The organism is Xanthomonas citri pv. citri (assembly GCF_000961215.1).
GTDB lineage: Bacteria > Pseudomonadota > Gammaproteobacteria > Xanthomonadales > Xanthomonadaceae > Xanthomonas > Xanthomonas cissicola.
In genome coordinates, this window is record NZ_CP008998.1 from 505271 (window position 1) to 520907 (window position 15637).

Consider the following 15637-nt stretch of genomic DNA (forward strand, 5'->3'; position numbering starts at 1 on the left):
AATGAACCAGCGCGATGCGATCACACCGGCCTGGGGCGCCTGGCCGGCGGGTGAGGGACAGGTGCGCTTTGCGCTCTGGGCTCCAGAAGCCAAGAACGTGGACGTGGTCTTCGCCAACGGCGCGCGCAGCGCGCTGCAGGCGGGACAGGACGGTTTCTTCAGCGCCCTCATCGACTGCGCCGCCGATGCGCGTTACCGCTACAGCGTCGACGGCGGCGAGCCGGTCCCGGACCCGGCCTCACGCTGGCAGCCCGAAGGCGTGCACGGCCCCAGCGCGGTACAGCCAACCGACGGCTATGCCTGGCAAAACACCCAGTGGCAGGGGCGGCCGTGGGACGAGGCGGTGATCTATGAAGTGCATGTCGGCACCTGCGGCGGCTATGCCGGTGTGCAGGCGCAATTGCCGCAGCTGGCGGCAATGGGCATCACCGCCGTCGAACTGATGCCGTTGAGCGCGTTTCCCGGCGCGCACAACTGGGGCTACGACGGCGTACTGCCGTATGCACCGGTGGAAGCCTATGGCACACCGGACGAACTGAAGGCGCTGATCGATGCCGCGCACGGGCACGGCCTGATGGTGTTGCTGGATGTGGTCTACAACCACTTCGGCCCGGACGGCAATTACCTGCACAGCTACGCCGCGCCGTTCTTCAACGAAGACAAGCCCACCCCGTGGGGCGCGGCGATCGATTTCCGCAAGCCGCCGGTGCAGCGGTATTTTCTCGATAACGCGCTGATGTGGCTGCACGAATACGGTTTCGACGGCCTGCGCCTGGATGCGGTGCATGCGATATCGCCGAACGCGTTCCTGGATACCTTGCGCGAGACCATCGAGGCCAGCCTGCCGGCCGGGCGGCACGTGCATCTGGTGCTGGAAAACGAGGCCAACCAGGCCTCGCAACTGCAGCGTGGCTATACCGCGCAGTGGGACGACGACTTCCATAACGCACTGCACGTGCTGCTCACTGGCGAAGAGGAGGGCTATTACGCTGCGTTCGCCGACAAGCCGACTGAACACCTGGCGCGCGTGCTGGGCGAAGGGTTTGCCTATCAGGGCGAGCCAGACCCGCGCGGCCATGTGCGGGGCGAACCCAGTGGCGCCTTGCCACCGCACAAGTTCGTGGTGTTTGCGCAGAATCACGACCAGATCGGCAACCGCGCCCGCGGCGAGCGGCTGACCGTGCTGGTGTCGCCGCAACGTTTGCGCGCGGCCTTGGCGCTGACCGCATTGACGCCGATGATTCCGCTGTTCTTCATGGGCGAACCGTGGGGCGCCAAGCAACCGTTCCTGTTCTTCACCGACTTCGGCCCACCGTTGGACGAGGCGGTGCGCGAAGGGCGTCGGCGCGAGTTCGCGCACTTCGCCGCGTTTGCCGATGAAGCCCAGCGCGCCACCATTCCGGACCCGAACAGCCATGCCACGTTCGCGGCCTCGCGTTCGCCGATTGCCGATGCCGCGCATGGCGACGGCGCGCAGTGGGCAAGCTGGTTCAAGGCGCTGCTGGACGTGCGTCGTCAGTGGCTGGTGCCGGGGCTGGCGCAAGCGCGCGCCGTGCGTGCCAGCGTGCTGGCCGATGGCGCGGTGACCGCCACCTGGGAGTTGCCGGGCGGGCTGTGGCATATCGCCTTCAATGTCGGCACACAGCCGGTGCCATTGCCGCCGCTGCGCGGACGCGTGGCGCATGTCGAAAACGTGGCTGCCGATGCGCGGCAATTGCCGGTCGATGGCTTCATCGCCTGGCACGAGGCGCAGGCATGAGTGCGCGCGATCACGGTGGGGACGACCTCGGCACCCTGGCCGCCGCGGCCGGGGTGATGGTGGATTGGGTGGATGCCAGCGACCAGCCGCGGCAGGTCTGCGAGCAATCGGTACATGCAGTGCTCAGCGCGTTGGAACTGCCGGCCGCCACCGCGGCGCAACGCGCCGATAGCCTGCGCCGCTGCCAGGCGCAGGCCACTGAAGCCGCACCACTGTTGACGGTGCAGGTGGGCCAGCCGCTGCCGTTGCGCGTGGCGGCACACGCCGGTGGCCGCTGGACCGACGACAGTGGCGCCAGCGAAGACGCACGCGCCGATGCGCAAGGACACCTGCGCGCGCCGCGGCGTTTCGGTTACTGGACGCTGCAGATCGGCGCGATCACCCAGCAGGTGGCCGTGGCGCCGCCACGCTGCTTCAGCGTGGCCGATGCCTGTGGCCAACCATCGCCGCGTGCCTGGGGCATGGCGCTGCAGGTGTACTCGGCACGCAGCCTGGATGACGGCGGTATCGGCGATGCCGCCGGCACGGTGGAATGGTTGCGGTACGCGGCCTTGGCCGGCGCCGACGCCCTGGCATTGAGTCCGGTGCACGCCTCGCGCCCGGTGACGGGCGCTTACAGCCCGTATTCGCCCAGCGATCGCCGCTTTCTCGATCCCTTGCATGCCGCACCGGTGCGCATTCTTGGCGAACTGGCGCTGGATGCAATCAACGCGGTGCCCGGCCTGCGCGAACGTTTCGATGGCTTGCACAACGCTGCATTGATCGACTGGCAGGCCTCGGCGCACGCCAAGTGGGAATTGCTGCGCCAGTTGTACACGCGCGTTTCGCCCGATCATGCCGATCTGGTCGCCTTCCGCAACGCAGGCGGCGCAGCACTGGAGGGCTTTGCACGCTTTGCTGCGCAGGATTTCGGCGACAACGATCCGCAGCTGCATGTGTTCACGCAATGGCTGGCAGCGCGCAGCTGGTCCGATGCGCAGCGCGAGGCGCACGAGCGCGGCATGAAGATCGGTTTGATCGCCGATCTGGCGGTGGGCTTCGACCCCAACGGCGCCGAAGCCGCTGCAGCAGCCGACACCGTGCTGCGCGGCCTGGTACTGGGCGCGCCGCCGGATGCCTTCAATGCCGATGGTCAGCATTGGGGCATCGGTGCGTACTCGCCCACCGCGCTGCGGCGCAGCGGCTACGCGCCGTATATCGCGCTGCTGCGCGCGGTGCTGCACGACCGCGGCGGCATCCGCATCGATCACATCCTGGGCCTGATGCGGCTATGGGTGGTGCCCGATGGCGCCAGCTCCAACGAAGGTGCGTATCTGGCCTACCCGTTGCACGATCTGCTCAACCTGCTCGCGCTGGAATCGTGGCGGCACCGGGCGATCGTCATCGGCGAGGATCTGGGCGTGGTGCCGCCGGGTATCCGCGAAGAACTCTCGCAGCGTGGGGTGATGGGCATCGATGTGTTGATGTTCACGCGCAACGATGATGGCGCATTCGTCTCGCCGACGCTGTGGCGACCGGACGCGATCGCCACCACCACCACGCACGATCTGCCCACGCTCACCGGCTGGCGCACCGGCCGCGATATCGAATGGCGGCGCAAGCTGGAATTGATCCAGCCTGCACAGGCCAGCGACGATGCCGCCGCGCGCGACAAGGACGTGGCACGGCTGGATGCCGCTGTCGAACACGCCGGCCTGAGCAATGCGCGCGCCCCGCTGCTGGGCGCGTTGCGCTTCACCGCCACCAGTGTCTCGCCGCTGGCCTTGTTGCCGGTGGAAGACGCACTGGCTCTGGACGAACAACCCAACCTGCCGGGCACCGTCGAAGTGCATCCCAACTGGCGTCGACGCCTGCCCGATCCCTTGCCGCATGCGCGCCTGAGTTCGGCGCTGCAGGGCTTTGCCGAGGCGCGTCGCGTCGCGGCCGTTTCGGAACCGCATCCATGATCGACCTCCGCGCTACCGCCCGCCTGCAGCTGCATGCCGGCTTCACCCTGCACGATGCGCTCGCGCAGGTGCCGTACTACGCAGGCCTGGGCATCAGTCACCTGTACCTGTCGCCGATCGGCACGGCCGTGCCGGGCTCCACGCATGGCTACGACAATATCGACCCGACCGTGGTCAATCCCGAACTCGGCGGCGAAGACGCCTTGGTGGCGCTCTCGCAGGCCGCGCGCGAACACGGCATGGGCCTGATCGCCGACATCGTGCCCAACCACATGGCCACGCATGCGCAGAATGGGTGGTGGTGGGATGTGCTGCGCAATGGCCGCAGCGCCAGGCACGCCGACTGGTTCGACATCGATTGGCGCGCGCCCGGGCGCGACGGCAAGCTGTGGCTGGCAGTCCTGGATCGCCCCTATGCGACGGCGCTGGCCGAAGGCCTGATCACGCTGGTGATCGAAGACGACGGCAGCGCAGCGTTGGCGCATTACGACCAGCGTTACCCGATTCGTCCGCAGACGCTGGACATCCCCGAAAAAGCCGCACGTGCGCAGTGGCTGCGCGACTACAACGACGGCGCCAAACGCGGCGACGGCCGCCTGCACAAGTTGATCGAACGCCAGCCGTATCGCCTGAACTGGTGGCGCGTGGGCAATGACATGCTCAACTACCGCCGCTTCTTCGATATCACCTCGCTGGTGGCCTTGCGGGTGGAATTGCCGGCGGTGTTCGACGCGGTGCACGCGTTGCCGCTGCGGCTGGTGGCCGAAGGCCATCTGGACGGCTTGCGCATCGACCATGTGGATGGGCTCACCGACCCCACCGGCTATGTGCGCAAGTTGCGCAGCCGGCTGGATGCGGCCGGCCGCACGCGTGGGCTCAAGCCCGGCACATTGGGCCTGTACCTGGAAAAGATCCTCGCACCGGGCGAGCACCTGCCGGCCGACTGGCCGTGCGATGGCACCACCGGTTACGACTTCATGGACCAGGTGGGCGGCGTGCTGCACGACGCGGCCGGCTTCAAGCCATTGGCGCGCGCCTGGCAGAAGGTGAGCGGGCGCAGTGGCGACTTCGCGCAGGAAGAACGCACCGCCCGCGATGAAATCCTGCGTGGCCCGCTGCAGAGCGAATTCAATCGCGCCGTGGGTGCATTGTCGGCGTTGGCGCGGCTGGATCCGCCCACGCGCGAGTTCAGCCCGCAGATGCTGGCGCGCGGCTTGTGCGTGTTGCTGCGCTGGTTCCCGGTGTACCGCACCTATGCCGGTGCCAAGGGTATCACCGGCAGCGAAGCGGAGCGTTTGCGCGCCACCGCGGCAAAGGCGCGCGACGGGATGCCGGAGTCGATCGTGGCCGCCGTGGATGCGATCGAGCGGTGGCTGCTCGACGATGCCGGCGCAGACCGTGCGCAGATCGCCTTGCGGCGCATCCTGCGCCGTCGCGTGGAGCAGCTGTCCGCACCGCTCAATGCCAAGGCGGTGGAAGACACCGCGTTCTACCGGCATGGCGTGCTGCTCTCGCGCAACGAGGTCGGCAGCCACCCCACCCATTTCGCCAACGAAGCGGCCGAGTTCCACGCGCAGAATCTCGAGCGTGCCAAGCATTACCCGCGCGCGTTGCTGGCCACCGCCACGCACGACCACAAGCGCGGCGAAGACCTGCGCATGCGGCTGGCGGTGTTGTCCGAGCAACCGCGCTGGTGGATCGAGCAGAGCGCCCAGTTCGATGCGCTGGCCGACGCGCTGGCATCGCCGGCCCTGGCCGGTGGCGACCAGCAGATGCTGTGGCAGACCCTGGTGGCGGCGTGGCCGATCGGCCTGGGCGCCGACCAAACCGAACCGCTTGCCGACTACGCCGAGCGCATCGCGCAATGGCTGCTCAAGGCGGTGCGCGAAGCCAAGCTGCACACCAGCTGGACCGACGGCGCGCCGACCTACGAGCAAGCCGTGCAGGCCACCGTGGAGCAGGTGCTGTGCAGCCGCGCCGGGCTGCCGCTGCGGCGCGCGCTGCTGCGCGCCAGCAACCACATCGCTGCCGCTGGGGCACGCAACAGCCTGGTGCAAACCACCTTGCGCCTGACCGTGCCCGGCGTGCCCGACCTGTACCAGGGCACCGAAGGCTGGGATCTGTCGCTGGTGGACCCGGACAACCGCCGCCCGGTCGACTACGCCCAACGCCAGCAGTGGCTGCAGCAGGCGCGCGACTGGAACACGTTGCTGCGCAGCTGGCGCGATGGCGCGGTCAAGGCGCGCCTGACGGCGCTGTTGCTGCAGTTGCGGCGCGAATTTCCAGCGCTGTTTGCGAAGGGCGACTACCAGCCCTTGACCGTGACCGTCAGCGGCGATGCGCAGGTGCTGGCGTTCCGCCGCCAGTACCGCGGTCAGTCGCTGGTGGTGGCCGTCACGCGGCTGGGCGCTGGCGTCGAGGGCGAGGGCGATCTGCCGTTGCTGGTGGCGCCTGCCGCCTGGGGTCAGGCGTCGTTGGCATTGGGCGAGGGCACATACCGTAATGTGCTCGATGGCAGCACGCTGCAATCGCAGCGCGGCCGCGTGGCGCTATCTACGCTGTTTGCACGTGCGCCGGTGGCAGTGTTGTTGTCCCAAGAAAATTGACCCCCCGAGAGAAACGTACGCAATGAATGACATGGAACGGCAGGCGCGGCTTGCCCAGTTGGCACGGCAGATTTGGGAGGCGGAGGGCCGCCCGGACGGGCACGCGGACCGCCATTGGGCCATGGCCGAGCGGCTGGTGGAGGCTGAAGAGCGCGCCGCCGAACAGGCCGCCGAGTACGCGGCCACACCGATCGCTGCACGCCAGTAACGGCGTGTCTGGCCGCGTGCATGGGCCGGCCTGTTGCGGGCCGGGCCATGTGCTGCGGATCGCTCCGCCAGTGCAAAATCGCGCACCGTTTGCGTTCACCGTTCTAAGGAGTCACCGATGGCCACTCGCAAGTTCACCCAGCGCTCGCGCATTCGCGAAGGCCGTCCCAACCCGCTCGGTGCCACCTGGGATGGGTTGGGCGTCAACTTCGCGCTGTATTCGCGCAATGCCACCCGGGTGGAGCTGTGTCTGTTCGACGAACGTGGCCGCGAACAGGAGCGCATTGCGCTCCCCGAATACACCGACGAGGTCTGGCACGGCTACCTGCCCGATGCACGCCCTGGCCAGTTGTACGGCTACCGCGTACACGGCCCATATGCGCCCGATGCCGGGCACCGCTTCAATCACAATAAATTGTTGCTGGACCCGTATGCCAAGCAGATCGTTGGCGAACTCAAATGGGCGCCGCACCTGTTCGGCTACACCATCGGTCATCGCGACAAGGATCTGAGCTTCGACCGCCGCGACAGCGCCGCGTTCATGCCCAAGTCTGCGGTGATCGACCCGGCTTTCACCTGGGGCCAGGACCGCCCGCCGCAGACGCCGTGGAACCGCACGGTGATCTACGAAGCGCACGTACGCGGCCTGAGCATGTTGCACCCGGCGGTGCCGCCGGAAGAGCGCGGCACCTTTTCGGCGCTGAAAACCGACGAATTGATCGACCACATCAGTTCGCTCGGCGTCACCGCAGTGGAATTGCTGCCGGTACATGCATTCGTCGACGATCAGTATCTGCTGGAAAAAGGCCTGCGCAATTACTGGGGCTACAACACGCTGGGCTTTTTTGCCCCGCAGGCGCGTTACATGTCCACGCGCACCGTGGCCGAGTTCAAGCAAATGGTGGCGCGCCTGCATCACGCCGGCCTGGAAGTGCTGCTGGACGTGGTCTACAACCACACTGCCGAAGGCAACGAGCTCGGGCCCACGCTCTCGTTCAAGGGGATCGACAACGCCAGCTATTACCGCCTGGCCGACGATCGCCGCTTCTACATCAACGATACCGGTACCGGTAACACCTTCGACCTCACCAATGTCGGCGCGCTGCGCATGGTGATGGATTCGTTGCGTTACTGGGTACAGGAAATGCACGTGGACGGCTTCCGTTTCGACCTGGCCAGCATCCTGGGCCGCGAACGCTATGGCTTCGATCCGTCCGGCAGTTTCCTGGATGCGGTGCGCCAGGATCCGGTGCTCAGCCAGACCAAGTTGATCGCCGAGCCGTGGGATATCGGACCCGGCGGTTATCAGGTAGGCAACTTCCCGCCCGGCTGGGTGGAATGGAACGACAAGTTCCGCGACAACGTGCGCGCGTTCTGGCGCGGCGACGGCGGCCAGCTGGCCGAGTTGGCCACGCGCCTCACCGGTTCTGCGGACCTGTTCGATCACAGCGGCCGCCGCCCAACCGCATCGGTCAATTTCGTCACCGCGCATGACGGCTTCACCCTGCGCGATCTGGTCAGCTACGAAGGCAAGCACAACCTCGCCAATGGCGAAGACGGCAGGGACGGCAGCGACCACAACATCTCCTCCAACTATGGCGTGGAAGGCGAGACCAACGACCCGGCGATCAAGCAGCTGCGTCGCCAGCAGATGCGCAACCTGCTCGCCACCTTGCTGTTGTCGCAGGGCACGCCGATGCTGCTGGCCGGCGATGAGTTCGGCCATAGCCAGAACGGCAACAACAACGCGTATTGCCAGGACAACGAGCTGACCTGGATCGACTGGACCGCCGCCACCAAGGCCGCAGCCGCCGACCAGGCCGCATTCGTGCGCCGATTGATCCGCATCCGGCAGCGCTACCCGCTGCTGCATCGCGCGCGTTTCTTCGACGGCAAGTTCGACGAAGCGCTAGGCCTGAAGGATCTGACCTGGCTGGCGCCCAATGGCACCGAGATGGATGAAGCCGGCTGGCACGACCCGGAAGCACGCGCGCTGATGCTGCGTCTGGATGGTCGCTCGCCGACCACCGGCCTGCGCGAGATTGCCGCCAACGTGACGCTGTTGATGCTGATCAATGCCGCCTCCACCGCCGTGTCGTTTACGCTGCCGGCCATGCACGACGAACATTGGCGCGTGCTGGTGGACACCGCACGCCACGGCGGCCGCGTGGTGGCCGGTGGCAGCGAATGGAAGGCCCCGGCGCATTCGCTGACGCTGCTGGCCGTGGAGCGCGACCGCATCGTCAGCAGTGCGCGGATCGTCTCCGAAGGAGCGCGCTGATGGCGAGGATGGCCTGATGGATGTCCTGTTGGCAGGGGCGACCGGCCTGGTCGGCAGGCACGTGCTGCAGCAATTGCTGGGCGATACGCGTTGCACCGGCGTGGTCGCGATCACGCGGCGGCCGTTGGCGCAGATCCACCCCAAGTTGCGCAACCAGGTGATCGACTTCGAACGGCTCGATCACTGGACGGCACCGCGCATGGAAGCGGCCATCTGTGCGTTGGGCAGCACGATGAAACAGGCCGGCTCGCGCGACGCGTTCTATCGTATCGACCACGATTACCCGCTCGCCATCGCGCGCGCCGCCTGCGCGCAAGGCACCTCGGTCTTCGTGCTGAACTCCGCGGCCGGCGCCAACGCGCAGTCGCGCATCTTCTACAACCGCGTCAAGGGCGAGCTGGAACGCGATCTGCGCGAGATCGGCTTCCCCTCGCTCACCTTCGTGCGGCCCGGCCTGATTGGCGGCGAACGCGAAGAACCTCGCACCGGCGAGCACATCGGCAGTATCGTCCTTGGCGCACTCGGCCCGCTCCTGCCGCGGCGTTTTCGCATCAATCCGGCCGAACGGATCGCGGCGGCGATGGTGTCTGCTGCGCTGGCACCGGCGCGGGGTGAGCACAGCGTCGAGGCGGCGGAGTTGGCTGGCTAACGCTGTCTCGCTTTTTTGTTGCAAGGACGTCGGATACAGGCGACAAGCCGCCGTGTCGTGGGGCGTGCCTGTGCGCGACGACGGGTTGCCGACGGAGCTTGGTCGCGCGCAGGCACGCTCCTAGGGATCCGCGTGCCGCCGAGGGGCATCGTCGCGCCAGCCCTAATACGCGCTCGCTTTCCCAACGACTGGCCACCATCCATCAGCATTTGCGTTCGTCGCGAGGACGTTGCGCATGGATGAACTGATTGCCTGCAGTATGTAGGAGCGTGCCTGCGCGCGACGAGGGATTACCGATGACGCTTGGTCGCGCGCAGGCACGCTCCTAGGGATCCGCGTGCCGCCGAGGGGCATCGTCGCGCCAGCCCTAATACGCGCTCGCTTTCCCAACGACTGGCCACCATCCATCAGCATTTGCGTTCGTCGCGAGGACGTTGCGCATGGATGAACTGATTGCCTGCAGTATGTAGGAGCGTGCCTGCGCGCGACGAGGGATTACCGATGACGCTTGGTCGCGCGCAGGCACGCTCCCACGAATCCGCGTACAGCCGATCGGTATCTCCGCCAGCAGATCGTGCTTACACCCCCAACGACTGCCCGCCATCCACGGCCAACACTTGCCCGGTGATCCAACTTGCCTGTGGCGATGCCAGAAACAACGCCGCGTCGGCAACATGCTGCACCTGTCCGAAGCCACCGAACGGGATGCTGTCGCGGATGCGTGCGTATAGCTCCGGCTGCTCGCGGCTGCGCGTGTCCCAGAGCCCATCGGGAAACTCGATCGATCCAGGCGCGATTGCATTGACGCGGATGCGCTCGCGCGCCAACTCTGCAGCCAGGGTGGTGGTGTAGTAGTTGAGCGCGGCCTTGGCGGTGGAATAGGCGATCGCGCGCGGGGTAGGGCGTTGTGCGTTGATCGAGCTGATGTTGAGGATCACCGCGGCATCGCTGCGACGCAGATACGGCAGCGCGGCGCGGTTGCAGCGCACTGCGGCCATCAGGTCGATCTCCAGGCCGGCCTGCCAGCTTGCATCGTCGTTGCCATGGCCGAAGCCGGAAGCGTTGTTGATGACCACGTCCAGCCCATCCAGCGCTTGTGCTGCGGCGTGCACGTAGGCATCGATCTGCGTGGCGTCTGCCAGGTCGCAAGGCAGTGTATGCACCGGGGCGCCCTGCGCTGCCAGTGCGTCTGCAGCCTGTGCAAGACCGGCGGCATTGCGCGCGCAGATCGAAACCTGCGCGCCATGACGCACGAACGCCTCGGCGATCGCCAGGCCGATGCCACGGCTGCCGCCAGCAATCAATACGCGTTGCGGACGGAGTGCGGTGTTCGACATGGCGGCTGCTCGGTTTGGAAAGCCGCATTATCCGATAGCCGCGCGCTTCGGGGTTGCCACGCGTATCGCCAGCGCGGCACGGACGACGATCGCGCTGCACGCTTGCGCTGTACGGGCACATTGGCTGCAGCGGTTCGCATCGCCGCATTGCGCAGCGCCGCAGAAAACAGGCATGCGCAAACGCACGCAGCAACACCGCGTACGGTGGCGACCGCTGTCATATCGCTGCCACGTACGATCGGCGTTGCCTGCCCCGCCTGCCTCATCACTGCCGGCGATCAGCTCATGCGTTTTTGATTGCTTGGCGCTAACCAAACGTTTACACACCGGCGACGCGCTGCGGGCACAACGTGCGAGTCATCAAGCGGAATTTGCACATGGAAACCCATATCACCGTGATCGGCGCCGGCTTCTGCGGCACCGCGCTGGTCCGTGCACTGGCGCAGACGGCCGATGCGCAGGTACGCATCACCCTGGTCGGCGTGGCCGAGACCTTCGGTAGCGGGATCGCCTATGGCGCAGCGCGGCCGGAGCATCTGCTCAACGTGCGTGCCAAGGATCTGGGCATCGACGCGCAGGCGCCCGGTGCCTTCGCCGACACCCTGCATCTGGGCGAGAGCGGCCGGTTGGAGTTCCTGCCGCGGCTGGCTTATGGCGACTATCTGCGTAGCGAGCTGGATGCGGCGGTGAGCGGCGCGCAGGCCTCGATCATGCGGCTGTCGCAGGAAGCAGTGGCGGTGGAGCGCGTGCGCAAGGGTTTCCGCGTGTTTCTGGCCAATGGCGATGCCTTCCAGAGCGATCGCGTGGTGCTCGCAGTCGGCGCCTTGCAACCGCAGGCGCTGGCGGGTATCGGCCCACGCTTGAGCGTGCATCCGCGGTATATCGGCTGGCCGTGGCAGGGCGAGGCGTTGGCGCGTTTGTCGCCGGACGACGATGTATTGATCGTCGGCACCGGGCTGACCATGGTGGACGTGGCGCTGACCTTGCACACGCGCGGTCATCGCGGCCGTTTGCTGGCGATTTCGCGGCGCGGACTGGCCCCGCAGGCGCATCTGCGCCAGCCCGGCGCGCCGCTCGAATTGCCGCCGCATCTGCAGCGTGCGCTCAAGGACGCCGACCTGCGCGGTCTGCTGCGCGGGGTGCGTCAACTCAGCGCGGTGGTCGATGACTGGCGTCGCGTGGTGGATGCGCTGCGCCCGCATCTGCAGTCGCTGTGGCAGCGTCTGGAGTTGAGCCAGCGTGCGCGCTTCCTTCGGCACCTGCGCCCCTATTGGGAAGTGGCGCGGCATCGCGTTGCGCCCGGTGCCGCCGAACAGCTGGCGCAGTTGCAGGCATCGGGCCAGTTGCAGATCGTCTCTGCGCGCCTGCTGCGTGCGCGCTGGGTGCCCGATGGCGTGGAAGCGGTGATTCGCCCACGCGGCTCTGCCGATGCGCAGACTGGTCATTACGATGCAGTGATTCGCGCCACCGGGCTGGATACCGACATCGATCGCACCAGCGATCCCTTGATCGCCGGCATGCGCGAAGCGGGTCTGTTGCGCGCCGATCCGTTGGGCCTGGGCGTTGACACCGATGCGCAGTTGCGCGTTCGCGACAACGCCGGTCAAATCGTGCCGGGACTGTATTGCGTCGGGCCGCTCTTGCGGGGGAGGTACTGGGAAATCACCGCCGTGCCCGAGCTGCGCGTGGCCACGCGTGCGCTGGCCGACCGCTTGTTGCTGGGCGCGACGCCAGCGTTACAGCCCACGCCCGAGCAAGTGCGGCGCGAGGTCAATGCGCGCCTGTAGGTGCAGAGATTGGGGGAGGTCTTTGACGATCTCGACTGCGTATCGCACCGCCCGCGCATGCGCAGTGGTGGCCGACATGTGGATCTGTGCACGGCGTCCACCCGCAAGCGCACTCATGCCGCGCGATGCGTAGTGCCGCGCGCCCATGCAGAACAAACTGGGTCATGTTGGTGGTCCTGGGCGCATGCAAGCCCGGGCCGCCGCATCCCTCTCTGCCTGGAGTTTGCTATGCCACGTCTTGTTCCTGCCGCGCTGTTCGCCACGCTTTGCGCGTGTGCGCTGCCTGCCCTGGCCACCGAATCGCTGAATAACCGCGCCGAGGTTCTCGCTGCCCTGGACGCCGGATACGATGTCAGTGTGAGCACCGACCTTGCACGTTGCACGCCCGAAGAAGGCACGCCGGCCACCCAGACCCGCGGCGGCCGCCACATCGATGCCTATCGCATCACCGCAGACGGTACCGTGGCCTTTTCCGATGCGCATTTCACCGTGGCCAACGACGGCAAGCCGATCCAGCAGTTCATGCGCTACCAATTGCGCCCGGATGACACGCTGCGCTTCACCACCTACATGTACGACTTGCCGGGCCTGCAGCAACGCGGGCCGGTGTTGGCGTATCAATGCAAGATCAATGCAGGCGTGCGCTTCCACGCCGATTGAGCATGGCTGACAAGACATCTGATCGCGCGGTTGGTCAGCTCTTGCGGTTGCATGCGCGCGGCGGCATCGGCAGCAGTGGGGTGCCACGTGCGCAGTTACCCCTCAACGGCAGCGTGCCGCGTCATTCACTCGGTTGCCGTCGTGTCGTCGTGTCGACGATTGCTGTCCACTGCGACAGCGATTGCACCCGCATCCGCTCCGCCGGCCTGCCAACCGCCGCCCAGCGCCTTGAAGGTCGCCACCGCGCTGTGCGCCGCGTCGGTACGCGCCTGCACCAGCGCGTCGGAGGCGCTTAGCAGGCTGTCGTCGGCGTTGAGCACTTCGATCAGGCTCACCGTGCCTTTTTCGTAGGCCAGCGCAGAAGCGCCGCGCGCCTTGCCGAGTGCGTCCACGCCTTGCGTCAGCACCACTGCCTGCTGCTCGCGTTTGATCAGTGCGGTGAACGCATTTTCGACGTCTTCGGTGGCGCGCAACACCGCCAGGCGATAAGCCGCCAGTTGTTCGGCTTGCTGGCCTTTGGCCTGTGCGATCTGTGCATTGATGCGGCCGAAGTCGAACAGCCGCCAGCGCAGGCCGAGCACGCCGGACGATTGCGCGGCGTCGCCGGTAAACAGGTTCGCACCGGAGATGGCCGTGGCGCTGCCAAGCAGGCCGCTGAGCGAAAATTTGGGGTAGTACTCGGCCATCGCCACGCCGATGCGCGCGTTGGAGGCGGCCAGCCGGCGCTCGGCCACGATCAGGTCGGGCCGGCGCCGTAGCAGGTCGCCGGGGGCGCCGCTGTCGGCGATCTGCGGGGCCGGCGGAATGGGTTTGATCGCCGCCGACAGCTCGGCGCGGTGGGTGCCCGGCGGCACGCCAAGCATGGCGTCCAGCGCGTTCATTGCCGCAACCAGGCCGGCTTCCAGACCTGGCACGCCGGCTTGCGCCTGCGCGAGCGCGCCCTGGGCCTGCTGCAGTTGCAGCTCGGCGGCCAGGCCCTTGCCGTGCAGGAGCGTCACCATCGAGAGCAGGCCCTGCTGGGTGGCCACCTGGCGCTGCGCCACATCCAGCCGCGCCTGCAAGCCGCGGACGCCGATGTAGATATCGGCGGTCTGCGCGGCGACTGCCAGGCGGGTGGCGGCGACGCCTGCTTCGGTGGCCTGGTAGTCGGCCAAGGCCGCCTGGCGGCCGCGGCGCAGGCCCCCGAACAGATCGAGCTCCCAGCTGGCGCCCAGGTTGGCTTCGTAGACACTGGCATGGCGGTCGAAGTTGGGCGTGCTGTTGAGCACCTGGCCCAACGGTGTTTCCAGCGATTGGTAGGCACGCGTGGCGCTGCCGCTCACATTGCCCGCCGGTAGCAGCGCGGCGGTGGCGGCACTCAGCCCGGCGCGCGCCGGGTCCACGCGCGCGCCGGCTTGGGCCAGGTCCAGGTTTTGTGCCAGCGCCGCGTTGACGTAGCGGCTTAGGTCGGGATCGTTGAAGCCGTCCCTCCAGGTCGACAGCTCGGTTGGCACTGCGGCCTGTCGCTGTGCCACATCCGCCTGGCCGATGTAGCGGTCCGGCAGTGGCGCCTCCGGCCGGGCGTAGTCGGGACCAACCGCGCAACCTGTGACGAGGCTGGCGACAACGAGCGCTGCGAGGGTGCGGAGTGACGACATGGCGGGGCCGGACCGAGAAAGTTCAGTGACTATAATACGAAGTAGTCACTTTTGAAAGTCGGTAGCGACGGCGCTAAGCTGTCGCGATGAGCAAAGCATCCAACTATCCCGTGTCGGGCCGCGGCCCGGCCGACCACGATGTCCGCGACCAGATCGTGGTGGCCGCCACCGAGCATTTCAGCCGCTATGGCTACGAAAAGACAGCCGTGTCCGACCTGGCGAAGGAGATCGGTTTTTCAAAGGCCTACATCTACAAGTTCTTCGAATCCAAGCAGGCCATCGGCGAAATGATCTGCTCGCACTGTCTGGGGGAGATCGAGGCCGACGTGCTGGCCGCGGTGTCTGCTGCGTCATCGCCGCCAGAGAAATTGCGTAGCCTTTTCAGGGCGATTATCGAGGCGAGCCTGCGGCTGTACTCGCGCGAGCGCAAGTTGTACGAGATCGCCACCTCGGCCGCGACCGAGCGCTGGCCGCCGGTCATTGCGTACGAGGGCCACATCCAGGCACTGCTGCAGGACATCCTGGTGCAAGGGCGCCAGAACGGTGACTTCGAGCGCAAGACGCCGCTGGACGAACTGACCCAGGCCATCTATCTGGTGATGCGCCCATACATCAATCCGGTGCTGCTGCAGCACAGCCTGGAGCATGCCGGCGACGTGCCGCTGCTGTTGTCCGGCCTGGTATTGCGGAGCCTATCGCCGTAAAAACTTTTGTGACTATTGACTGATTTAGTCACAAGTCCCAGGATGCGAGCCTTCATCAGATCGC

Annotated in this window: 11 protein-coding genes; 9 read left to right on the top strand and 2 right to left on the bottom strand. The window is 66.8% G+C overall.

Translation table 11 applies throughout. From position 1 onward, the window contains the following. Position 1: 1 nt before the first annotated feature. The 6 genes from treZ to AMD14_RS02730 all read left to right on the top strand — a co-directional run bounded on the left by treZ (position 2) and on the right by AMD14_RS02730 (position 9448). Positions 2–1759: a malto-oligosyltrehalose trehalohydrolase gene (gene treZ, locus AMD14_RS02705; RefSeq protein WP_011050310.1), complete on the top strand. Its 1758-nt coding sequence runs from the start codon at positions 2–4 to the stop codon at positions 1757–1759. After that, positions 1756–3705, top strand: a complete 1950-nt coding sequence (locus AMD14_RS02710) for a 4-alpha-glucanotransferase (RefSeq protein ID WP_011050311.1) — start codon at positions 1756–1758, stop codon at positions 3703–3705. Before treZ ends, AMD14_RS02710 begins: the two co-directional genes overlap by 4 nt. Further along, positions 3702–6311: a malto-oligosyltrehalose synthase gene (gene treY / locus AMD14_RS02715; RefSeq protein WP_011050312.1), complete on the top strand. Its 2610-nt coding sequence runs from the start codon at positions 3702–3704 to the stop codon at positions 6309–6311. The genes AMD14_RS02710 and treY overlap by 4 nt, the downstream gene beginning before the upstream one ends. A gap of 22 nt (positions 6312–6333) precedes the next feature. Next, the gene (locus AMD14_RS02720) at positions 6334–6519 is read left to right on the top strand and encodes a DUF2934 domain-containing protein (RefSeq protein ID WP_003486435.1); all 186 of its coding nucleotides are present in this window, start codon (positions 6334–6336) and stop codon (positions 6517–6519) included. 117 nt (positions 6520–6636) lie between these two features. Continuing rightward, entirely contained in the window at positions 6637–8799 is a 2163-nt protein-coding gene (gene glgX / locus AMD14_RS02725; protein ID WP_003486432.1) for a glycogen debranching protein GlgX, read from the top strand. A gap of 16 nt (positions 8800–8815) precedes the next feature. Continuing rightward, the gene (locus AMD14_RS02730; RefSeq protein ID WP_015471655.1) at positions 8816–9448 is read left to right on the top strand and encodes an NAD(P)H-binding protein; all 633 of its coding nucleotides are present in this window, start codon (positions 8816–8818) and stop codon (positions 9446–9448) included. Between the two features lie 578 nt (positions 9449–10026). On the opposite strand, the gene AMD14_RS02735 is transcribed toward AMD14_RS02730, so the two are convergent. After that, positions 10027–10785 carry an SDR family NAD(P)-dependent oxidoreductase gene (locus AMD14_RS02735; protein WP_005920064.1) on the bottom strand — a complete coding sequence of 253 codons (759 nt, stop codon included), beginning with the start codon at positions 10783–10785 and terminating at the stop codon, positions 10027–10029. 377 nt (positions 10786–11162) lie between these two features. Between AMD14_RS02735 and AMD14_RS02740 the strand changes: the two genes are divergently transcribed. Both AMD14_RS02740 and AMD14_RS02750 read left to right on the top strand, forming a co-directional pair. Further along, complete coding sequence (locus AMD14_RS02740; RefSeq protein WP_005912665.1) at positions 11163–12572, top strand: FAD/NAD(P)-binding protein; 1410 nt, start codon at positions 11163–11165, stop codon at positions 12570–12572. A 228-nt stretch (positions 12573–12800) separates the two neighbouring features. Then, positions 12801–13232 (top strand): VirK family protein, encoded by a 432-nt coding sequence (locus AMD14_RS02750; protein ID WP_003486419.1) that lies wholly within the window; start codon positions 12801–12803, stop codon positions 13230–13232. A gap of 125 nt (positions 13233–13357) precedes the next feature. Here AMD14_RS02750 and AMD14_RS02755 read toward each other — a convergent pair whose 3' ends face one another. Continuing rightward, on the bottom strand, positions 13358–14869 hold the full coding sequence (locus AMD14_RS02755; protein ID WP_011050316.1) for an efflux transporter outer membrane subunit: 1512 nt from the start codon (positions 14867–14869) through the stop codon (positions 13358–13360). Positions 14870–14955: 86 nt separating this feature from the next. On the opposite strand from AMD14_RS02755, the gene AMD14_RS02760 reads away from it, so the two are divergent. Then, positions 14956–15573: a TetR/AcrR family transcriptional regulator gene (locus tag AMD14_RS02760; RefSeq protein ID WP_011050317.1), complete on the top strand. Its 618-nt coding sequence runs from the start codon at positions 14956–14958 to the stop codon at positions 15571–15573. Positions 15574–15637: the final 64 nt, after the last annotated feature.